This window comes from Streptomyces sp. NPDC060031 (genome assembly GCF_042736805.1).
In the GTDB taxonomy this organism is placed as follows: Bacteria; Actinomycetota; Actinomycetes; order Streptomycetales; family Streptomycetaceae; genus Streptomyces.
Map to the genome: position 1 here is coordinate 3406 of NZ_JBHWVM010000140.1, position 10157 is coordinate 13562.

Sequence of the window (10157 nt, forward strand, 5' to 3'; positions counted from 1 at the left end):
CCCGAGGCAGGTCCACTGGTGGACGTCGGCACCGTCGCCGGTGGCGGAGGTGCCGCCGGCGACGTCCAGGCACTTCCCGCTGTGGACCGCGCGGATCCGGAAGGGTCCGTAGGTGGACTGGGCTGAAAGCGCCTGCGGGGAGCCGGAGGCCGTTCGAGGCCCGGCGGGATCCTGTTGCGGGACGGCGTCAGCTGCAGGCGCGAGCAGCAAGCCGCTGAAGAGCAGGGCCGCGGCGGCGGTTGCCGCCCTGCGGATGATGGTGGCCATGTCCGTATGCCTCTCGTAGATGGTGAACGAACGGGTCTTCCCGATGGTCGGGGTACGGGGGCGGGATCGAAGTCCCGCCGCCTCCGCTTGGTGGGACTCGAACGCTCGTCTGGGCCGTTGCACCCCAAGTTTTCGCAGGCCAGCGGTTGTTGCGCTGCCCCGGTCTGGCGGCGAAACAATCCGTCAGTGACCCGGTAGGCGTGAATCCGGCTTGTGCGCAGAGGTGCCGAACGGCTTGGGTTCCTGATCACGGAGGGGTCGGGCCGAACGTGGCTGACCCGCAGGTACTGCTGAACTGGGGCACGCGGCAGCTGCGGCAGCGACGGCCCAGCGCCCTATAGCGGGTATCTGCATGACCCCTCCGGATGGATGCGGAACGACGACCGGGGGATTGTCCCCGGACGACAGGCGCGTGCGGACCGGGCTTTGGCCGGGGCCGCATCTGTATCCCGCACCGTAGGCGCGGGGCCTCGATCGCGGTTACCTCCCAGTGCGCAGATGCTTACCGGTCTGTGCCGACCGCCGGTATTCACCCGGCGCCACTCCGAACTTCATCCGGAACGCCCTGCTGAACCCCTGCGGATGGCCCATGCCCCAGCGCGCGCCGATCGCAGCCACCGGCAGCGTGTCCAGACGCGGGTCGGTCAGGTCCTGCCGGCATCGCTCAAGCCGCCTTCGCCGGATCACCGCCGCCACCGTCCCCTCGTCGTGCTGCCGGAACAGCACGTACAGAGCTCGCAGTGACAGATTGTGGAATCCGGCGACAGCGGCCGGCCCAAGCCGAGGATCGGCAAGGTTCGCGTCGATGAAGCTGAGGATCCGTGCCCACATGACGTCCTGCCGAGTCTGCGCCGGCAGCTGCCTGTAGGCGTCCAGCTGCCGGGCGATGACCGCCCCCGCAAGGTCGGCCGCCATCCAGCCCATGCGTTCGAGTTCCTGGGGGTCGCAGTCCGCTCCGTGTGCCCGTATCGACGTCATCAAGTCCGCCAGGACCCCGCCCACCCCGGACGCCGCCAGCGGGACGGCCAAGGCCCGGCGTGCCCGGTCCATCGGCAGCGGCAGCACGTGGTGCGGTATCTGCGCGATGATCACCTCGGTGTCGTGACCCCGGTCCGGGACCTCCCCGCGAAACGGCTCCGACAGGTCGAACATGGCCAGCGCCCCATGCACGAGGCCCGAGTCCTGTCTGTGCTGCTCGATCCACAGCGGAGCTCCGGTGACCAACATCAGCTGATACATGCCCGGGTCGTCCGCCCACACGTGCGCCCAGGTCCGAGACAGGTGCGCCGGGGGAGAGCGGAACCAGGTCACCCGCACGGGACCGGCCTGCGTCAGCGACGCTTGTGCGACGAAGTCCCGTGACGCGATCGGGCTGGTGATCCGCATCCGTGCCAGCTGGTCCGACACCACGTCAGCCCAGAATCCGAACCGGTCTGATGCGGGTAAGTGCGCGTTGGATATCTCCACGGGTCCCCCTCGATCGATGTCATCCTGATTTTCTGCGGGGTGGAGGCCGCCGCAAAGGTGATGATGAGGCTCTCTGAATTTGGCTCTGACCGGCGCAGAAGTTGAGCCAGAGCCGTCTCTCGTGAGCAGAGCCAACCGGGTGGAGTCCATCGGGTGGTGGCCACCCGGTGGGCTCCACCCGATGCTCTGCATCGGATGCAGAGCATCGTCCACTGGATGCTGAACTTCGCGGGTTCCACTCGGTGGACGATGCCTGGCATCGTCACCACAGCCAGGCGGTGGAGTGCCGCACCCGGGACAGGGCGCGGGCATCGCGGCGCGCGGCGGCGTTGCCGATCCGGCTCTGCCGGGAGCGGGGCCGGCGCGACTGCCCGGCGGCGAGGCGGCGCTTCCCGGCCTCCTGGAGCCGCCGCTGCTTGCGCAGCTCCTACTTCTCCTCCGCCTTCGACTTCAGTTTCCGGAGCCGCTTCCACACCGGCTGCCACCCCAGTTCCTCATCGAGGTCGGGCTCCTGGTCCTCGTCGAGCGCGGCGGCCATCTCCTTGTGGGCTGCGCGAGCTCGACGAGGGCGTCCTCGAGTCCCGGGATCTCCGGGTTCTCCTCCGGCGTGGTCATGCGACTCCTCCAGTGGGTGTCCGGCCCGGCGCCTGCTGCACGCCAGGCTGCTGGGTCTGTGACGGCGGGGACGCCGCCGGGGCGGCCCGCCGCACGGGGCCGAGGGCGGCGGCGCGCTCCCGGACACCGTCCTGGAGCTTGGCGGCCATCATGGCGACCGCCTCGATCGTGGCGTGGGTCAGCTCCAGCGCGGCGACATCGGTCCCCTGCTCCTGGCCACGGCCGACCTTCCGGTCCGTGCGCGACGGACGCGGGCGCGACCTCGAGGCGCCGTACACGGCGACGGTGTGCGGGCGGGCACGAGAACCCAGGCGCTGCGAGCGGCGCGCCGCGTGGACCCGGGCGGTCAGCGCTCCGGCGGCCAGGCGAGCCCGCTCGTAAAGAGGAGCGGTCCTCTTGCGGGTCAGCGGGCGCAGCACGGCCTGGTCGTCGGTGTCGCGGGGGTACAGGGCGCGCAGATCGGCGGTCATCTTCCGGCCCCGGCCGACGGGGCGGGTGTAGTCGTCGACGACGGTCTGCACGATCTGCTCGTCCAGGCCCTTCTGGTGGGGTCGGCCGCGCAGGACGTAGGAGAGGTGGCGGCGGGCTTCGGCGAGCAGGTGGTGGCGCTTGAACGCGCCGCGCATCACGTACACCACGGCCACGACGTCGACGGCCGTCAGGGCGACGTCGACCACCGGCCGCACCCGGGCCCACACCGCTGCGGCTGCCGCCCGCACCCGCTCCGCGAGTCGGTCGATGGTGTCGGTGCCGAATCTGCGGATCGCCGACTCCCGCCAGAGCGCGCGCAGCTCGGACAGCGACCGCAGCTCCTTGCGCTTCGGGGGGCGCGTCCGGTCGGCGGCCCGGCAGGCCAGCGCGTAGCCGGCCCGCTCCCCCGGAGCATGCCCGTGCTCGGCTTCGTACTCCGCCGTGAGGACGGGCAGCGCGTCCTCGATCTGCTGGCGTCGGGTCGACTGCCAGCCGATGAGCCGCTGGTCGATGCCCGCGATCTCCATGACGGGCCGGCGGCCGGGCGTCACCTCGCGCGGTTCCCACGCCCACCCGAGCCGGGCGGACACCTCCTCCATGAAGGTCAGTACGTAGAGGGTGTCGGCCGCGACGATGTGGGCCAGCATCGAGGTGGTGGCGGATGCACCGGGGCCGGTCCGCGCCAAGCAGATCGTGCCGAGGATCGGGCTGCCGGCCGAGACGGGGAAGATCGAGGGCACCCGGTCGAAGCTGAAGCGGCTGGTGGAACGAGGCTGGCTGGACGAGGAGGCCCCCGGCATGTTCACTCCGGCCCGGCGCCGGGCGGCTGCTTCGCCCAACTCCAGCTGACAGCAGGGCTCTTCCGCCTACATTCGAAGGTGCGACCCAATCGGATGCACGACAGGAAGAGCCCCGGAGATGAAACCGTACGACACTCATGCCACCGCTGACCCCTTTGCCCGCTCGGTCAGTGCCTTCGAGACGCTGATGCGCACCCTGTCGGGAACGGATGCGGGCGCGTGGACCCACGCCGAGCTGGAAGAACACCTCGACGCCGCCGGGCGGGAGCTGTTACGGCAACTGCTGCAGGACCATCTGCACCTGCGCGCGATGCGCGAAGAGCAACAGGCCCGCGCCGGCAGTACGGCTCTCGTGGTGGGGCCGGAGGGGCAAGGCAGGCCCTGGCGGGAGACGGGACATTCCCGCTGGCTGGCCAGCATCTTCGGGCTGGTCCGCGTGACCCGAATCGCCCACCGGGGCCCGGGCGTCGGCAACGTTCACCCCGCAGATGTCGAGCTGTCGCTGCCGGCGGGCCGGCACTCGATGGGCCTGCGCCGGCTCGCGGTCAGCGAAGCTGTGCGCGGCTCGTTCGACCAGGCCCAGCAGGCGGTCGAGCGTCACTGCGGGAAGGTGCTGGGCAAACGCCGGCTCGAAGAACTGGTCGTCGCGGCTGCGGTCGACGTCAGCGGCTTCTACCAGGCCCGGATCCCGCTGCCGTGCAGCCGGCGGATGCCGTTGGTGGTCCAGGTGGACGGCAAGGGCGTGGTCATGCGGCCCGAGGCCCTGCGGGAGTCCACCCGCCGGGCCGCCGCGAAGGCTGCCGCCGGTGGGCGTCGCGGCCGGCTCGCGCCGGGCGAGAAGCCGAACCGGAAACGGATGGCGACCGTGGCCTGTGTCTTCGACACCCGTCCGGCCCCCAGGCGCCCTCACGACGTGATCCACCCTCCCGGCGGCCGAAGCGGCGAACGCCCCGCCCGCCGGGGGCCCAGGGCCGAGAACAAGTGGTGCACCGCCTCCCTGGTCCGCCCGCCCGAGCAGGTCATCGCCGACGCATTCGACCAGGCCCAGGCCCGCGACCCGAAGCATCTGCGGCCGTGGATCGTCCTCGTCGACGGAGCCCGTCACCAGGTCGACCTGATCACCGCCGAGGCCGCCCGACGTGACGCCACACCGCACGTGCTGCTGGATTTCGTGCACGTCGCCGAGTATGTCTGGGCCGCCGCCCACGCCTTCCACAAGCCCGGCACCACCGAGGCTGAAGCCTGGGCGGCCGACCGCCTGACCGCGATCCTCGCAGGCCACGCCGCCCGCACCGCCGACCAGATGACCGCCCAAGCCGACCGGGCACACCTCCCAGCCGCCCGCCGCGAGGCCGTCGACGCCTGCCACCGCTACCTCACCGGCCACCTCGACCAGCTCCGCTACGACACCGCCCTCAGCAACGGCTGGCCGATCGCCACCGGCGCCGTCGAAGGCGCCTGCCGCCACCTGATCGCCGACCGCCTCGACATCACCGGCGCCCGCTGGGGCCTGCACGGAGCCGAAGCCGTCCTGCGGCTCCGCGCCCTCGTCGCCAACGGCGACCTCGACGCCTACTGGCGCTACCACTCCGCCCGCGAGCACGAGCGCCTCTACCCCACCCCCGACCGGCAAGACTTCAACCTCACCGCTTGATCACGAGCCTGCTTGCGGACAGACTGCGACCCATGAGGTCCACAGTCATGCCCGCCGGCACACAGACCACCGGCACCGAGGCCGACCTCCCCATGCCCCGGCAGGCGCACCTGTGACGACCGACCTGCCCCACTTCCGCTACCACCCCGACCCCGCAAGCGGGTCCGTCCGCGAGAGCGCCGAGACCTGTGTCTGCTGCAACCGCAGCACGGGATGGATCTACACCGCCACCTTCTACACGGCCCAGAATGTCGGTGGGAAGTTCTGCCCCTGGTGCATCGCTGACGGCAGTGCCGCTGAACGATTCGAGGGTGAATTCACCGACGCGTACGGACTCGACGGCGTCAGCGAGGAAACCCTGGCGCAGGTCACCCGCCGCACCCCCGGCTTCCACGCCTGGCAGGATCCGCACTGGCTTGTCCACTGCAGCGACGCGGCCGCCTTCATCGGCGAGGTCGGATACACCGAGCTGGCAGCTCACCCCAAGGCACTCGACCAGCTCCGACTCGACCTCCGAATGGGCGGCTGGCACGACGCATCCCAGCTCGAGACCTTCCTGACCCACCTCGGCCAGGGGGCAAGCGCCATGCTCTTCCGCTGCACCATCTGCGGCACTCACCTCGCCTACGCCGACGCTTCATAGCCACGGCCCAGCTCAGCACGCGCCCTTCCCTTCAAAGGAACCGCACCCACCGAGGTTTCACGGCCGACCGGTTGTTGCGCAGCCCTCCTCGCCACTCGAAACAAAAGGCCGCTCCGCAGGCCAGAAGGACCGCCGGAACGAGACAGGCTGATGGGAAGCCGTAGCAACGGCTCTCGCGGGTCCGTAGGTTGACGCGGACCGATGGTGTCGCCGGGTGGGGGGAGGATGCGGGATGGGCCGCCAAGAGGGCTTGCTGGATCCGGCCGCAGGGCCGGTACAACGCTTCGCGTTCGAGTTGCGCAAGCTGCGCCGGGAGGCGGGGGACCTCACCTACCGGGCGATGGCCGGCCGTGCCGGCTATTCGGTCGCGACGCTGTCGCGGGCGGCCGGCGGTCAGCAGCTTCCGTCGCTGCCGGTGGTATTGGCCTATGTGGGGGCCTGTGGCGGGGACCCCGTGGAGTGGGAGCGGCGTTGGCATGCCGCCGTGCGGGACACGGCCGCCGAGGGCGGTGACGACACCGGTGCGCCGTACCGGGGACTTTCCCGGTTCGAACCGGGTGACCGGGAGCGGTTCTTCGGCCGGGACCGGCTCGTCGCCGACCTGGTGGGGCTGGTGGACTCCCATCGCTTGGTCGCTGTCGTGGGGGCCTCTGGCAGCGGCAAGTCCTCCTTGCTCCGCGCCGGACTGATTCCAGTGCTCAGGGATCGGGGCGCGACGGGCACAGGTCCGGCCGCCATCCGGATCTTCACTCCGGGCCCGCGGCCCGCCTCCGACCATGCCGCAGCGGTGGCGCCCGGGAACGGTGCAGGCGACACGGTGCTGGTGGTGGACCAGTTCGAGGAGGCGTTCACGCTGTGCACCGAGCCAGCGGAACGCGCCGCCTTCATCGGCCTGTTGCTGGCAGCGTGCGAGCCGGACAGCCGATTACGGGTGGTCATGTCGGTGCGGGCGGACTTCTTCGGCCGGTGCGCGGAGCACCACGGCCTGGCCGTTGCCCTGCGGGAGGCCACGCTGCTGGTCGGGCCGATGGGCCCGGCCGAGCTCCGGGAGGCGATCGTCAAGCCAGCCGCCGGCGAGGGCCTGATCGTCGAACGGGCCCTCACCTCGAGGATCATCGAGGAGGTCGACGGCGAGCCGGGCGGACTCCCATTGCTGTCCCACGCCCTGCTGGAGACCTGGCGCAACCGCAAGGGCAGGGCACTGACAGAGGCCGCCTATGAAGCCGCCGGCGGTGTGCGCGGCGCCATCGCCCGGACCGCGGAGCGGGCCTACAACCGCCTGACGGCGCAACAGGCTGTCGTCGCCCGGCGCGTCCTGCTGCGGCTGGTCACGCCGGGCGACGGCGCGCAGGACACGGGCCGTCCGGCCGACCGCTCCGAGCTGGAGTCCCTGGGAACCGCCGCCGGAGACGCCGGTGCCGCGTCGGTGCTGGAGGGCCTGGCCCGCGCTCGGCTGGTCACCCTGGACGGCGACACGGTGCGCCTGGCCCACGAGGCACTGATCAGCTGCTGGCCCCGGCTGAACGCGTGGGTCGAAGACGCCCGCGACAGGCTGCGCCACCACCGGCGCCTCACCGAAGCGGCACGAACCTGGGAGGACCTGGGTCGTGACCCCGGATCGCTCTACCGGGGCACCCTTTTGGCAGCGGCCGAAGCCACCTTCGCAGCCGTCGAGCACCGGGATGATCTCACCCCGCTGGAGCTCGAGTTCCTGGCCGCCGGTCTCACCGCCCGCGACGAGGAGCACCGAAGCGCGGCGCGCTCCACCCGACGGCTGCGCACCCTGCTCGCCACACTGTCCGCCCTGGTCGTGCTGGTGCTGCTGGCCGGGGTGATCGCGTGGCAGCAGAACCGGACCGGCGAACACCGCCGCACGGAGGTTGCCGCCCGCCAGGCCGCCGCGGTCGCGGACGGCATGCGCTCGTCGGACCCGGTCACGGCGATGCGGCTGAGTGTCGCCTCGTGGAAGGTCGCCGACCTTCCCGAGTCCCGGTCCGCGCTGCTCGGCGCCGCCGTCCAGCCGGACCGGGATGTCTTCACCGATCCCCCGCCCGGCAAGGCCGCCCCGCAGATGCACGCCCTCAGCGGCGACGGGCGCACGTTGGTCAGCATCGGCCGGGATCAAGTCGTGAAGTGGGACGTCGACACGCATCGGCAGACAGCCTCGCTCCCCGGCCTGGGGGACGAGGCTGACGCCGTGACTGACATGAGCACCGACGCCCGGACACTCGCGGTCTTCGGGTTCGATTATGTGAACGTGTGGGACCTGCCAGCGGATGGCACTAGCGAAGTCCCGGCAACACGCCACTTGTTCGCATCCAACCTTCGCTTCACTGGGGTCCGGTTCGGCACGAGTGGGCAGACTCTGCTCCTCTACGCCGCCGACGGCTCAGACGACGTGATCCAAGTGCGGGATCTCCGCAGCCGCCGGGTACTGCTCGAACGACGGACAAGAGGCAGCGAACACCGCCGGGTCAGCCACGACGAGTGGCGCCGCATCCCGGGCCTCAGACAGCAACAGATGTGGCGGGACAACCGCCCGGATCACTACCCGTACCCTGATGCATCCGTCAGCACTGATGACCGCCTGATGGCGCTGTGCGTTCCTGATGAGCCGGTGCAGGTGTGGAACGTGCCCGAGCAGCGCGAAATCCCTGTCCCCTGGGCTCCAGCCGTCACCGCGCAACAGTGCCTCAATCAAGCTGTCCAGTTCACGCCGGACAGCCATCGGCTGGCAGTGACCGAAAGCTGGGGAGTCCGGATCTGGGATATCGCCTCAGGAACAGAACTCCCACGGATCGAGCATGCCGACCTCACAGAGGTGGCGTTCAGCCCGGACGGAACGTTCATGCTGGCGTCGGACGGCAAAGAGTTGCTGCTATGGCGCCTTGACACGCCGTCTGTCCCCGTCTTCCGGCATCCGCTGGCCAACACCGACGCCAGCCAGTTCAGGCTGGATCTGGACGAGCACAGGATCCGCTACCTCGAGGGTTTGACCGGAGCAGAGGTCCGCACCATCGACCTCACGAATGTCCTCGGCCCGGCTTGGAAGAGTCAACCAGCCGCAGCCGCCAAGTTCAGCCCCGACGGCAGCACGCTTGCCACGCTACTGTCGTCCGCGGGCGAACACACGTACCGCTTCCAGCTGCGAGATCTGCGCAGCGGAGGAAACGTCGTTGACCTGCCCGGTGTGTCCTGCCCATCGCACCCCGACGGTATGCCGGCTCCCCTCCCGTGCACCGTCCTCATGGCGTTCCGTCCCGACGGGCGAGCCTTCGCCTATGGCGTCGTCGACCTCACGCCGTCCAGTCCACCACCCAGGGTGTCCATCTGGGACATCTCCACTGGCCGCACGACCGCAACTTTGGACCTTGTGGATCCCACGCAGTACACAGCGAACACCGTCAACGCGATCGCATTCACGCCGGACGGAAGATCGCTACTGGCGTCACGGATGCCGCAGAAAGAGTCGGTGGAAGTCTGGGACATATCCCAGCGGACCAAGACGTACGTGATCTCCGGCGTCGGCGGAGAACAACTCGCCGTCCGGTCGGATGGACATCTCATCGTCACATCGCACAACCAACTGGCCGACCTGCCATCCGGCCGACTGATCCCTCGTACGCTCACTCAGAACACAACCCTCGCCGTGGCGTTCAGCCCAAACGGCAAATACCTGGCAACCGGCGATGAAGCCGGCCGCGTCACACTCTGGGACGGCACCGCCCAGCGAAACCTGGGCGTGCTGCCCGGCTCCTTCAGGCCCAACGCCGCAGGAACGTCCGACCTCATCTCCGCACTCGCCTTCTCCCACGACAGCCGCACCCTGGCCGCTGCGGGCACCGACGGAACACTGCGGATGTGGAACCTCGCATCCCACCAACCACTCGGCCCCGCCCTCCCGGCGCCAGGAGGCGCCGCCCTGTCCCTGGCCTTCAGCCCCGACGACCGCACACTACGCACAGCGACCGAGCACGTGCCCATGTACGAGTTCACGATCGCCCCGGACCGGGAAGCCGCCGACATCTGCAAACGAGCCGGAGGCGGACTGCCACAAGCCGACTGGGACACGTACCTCCCCGAGGTGCCCTACCGGAAGGTCTGCTGACCCCAACGGCTTCACCGTCCTGGCGCACCCTCGGCACCTACTGAGCTTTGCGGGTTGTCGTCGGGGAGTGACAGTTCATGATCCCTGCGGTATGCCGGTGGTATGCGTTATCCGGAGGGTGGGGGCCTGACC

6 protein-coding genes and 2 pseudogenes are annotated in these 10157 nt (G+C 70.1%); 4 read left to right on the plus strand and 4 right to left on the minus strand.

Translation table 11 applies throughout. The annotated features are described in order from the left end of the window. The 4 genes and pseudogenes from ACFWB8_RS34990 to ACFWB8_RS35005 all read right to left on the minus strand — a co-directional run. Window positions 1–267: RICIN domain-containing protein (locus ACFWB8_RS34990; protein WP_385236672.1), on the minus strand; the 267-nt coding region annotated here is incomplete at its 3' end. A gap of 480 nt (window positions 268–747) precedes the next feature. After that, window positions 748–1734 (minus strand): helix-turn-helix domain-containing protein, encoded by a 987-nt coding sequence (locus ACFWB8_RS34995; protein WP_385236675.1) that lies wholly within the window; start codon window positions 1732–1734, stop codon window positions 748–750. 262 nt (window positions 1735–1996) lie between these two features. Next, a pseudogene (locus tag ACFWB8_RS35000) lies at window positions 1997–2349 on the minus strand (hypothetical protein). Further along, window positions 2346–3470 (minus strand): annotated as a pseudogene (locus ACFWB8_RS35005) (relaxase domain-containing protein); the annotation flags it as partial. The pseudogenes ACFWB8_RS35005 and ACFWB8_RS35000, both read right to left, overlap by 4 nt. 4 nt (window positions 3471–3474) lie before the next feature. Here ACFWB8_RS35005 and ACFWB8_RS35010 point away from each other — a divergent pair. The 4 genes from ACFWB8_RS35010 to ACFWB8_RS35025 all read left to right on the plus strand — a co-directional run bounded on the left by ACFWB8_RS35010 (window position 3475) and on the right by ACFWB8_RS35025 (window position 10025). Next, window positions 3475–3669, plus strand: a complete 195-nt coding sequence (locus tag ACFWB8_RS35010) for a hypothetical protein (protein WP_385236678.1) — start codon at window positions 3475–3477, stop codon at window positions 3667–3669. 69 nt (window positions 3670–3738) lie between these two features. Then, window positions 3739–5274, plus strand: coding sequence for an ISKra4 family transposase (locus tag ACFWB8_RS35015; protein ID WP_385236681.1), 1536 nt, complete (start codon window positions 3739–3741; stop codon window positions 5272–5274). A gap of 112 nt (window positions 5275–5386) precedes the next feature. Beyond that, a complete protein-coding gene (locus tag ACFWB8_RS35020) occupies window positions 5387–5917 on the plus strand; it encodes a CbrC family protein (RefSeq protein ID WP_385236684.1) in 531 nt (176 codons plus the stop codon). Between the two features lie 232 nt (window positions 5918–6149). Then, entirely contained in the window at window positions 6150–10025 is a 3876-nt protein-coding gene (locus tag ACFWB8_RS35025; RefSeq protein ID WP_385236687.1) for a helix-turn-helix domain-containing protein, read from the plus strand. The last annotated feature ends 132 nt before the right edge of the window (window positions 10026–10157 follow it).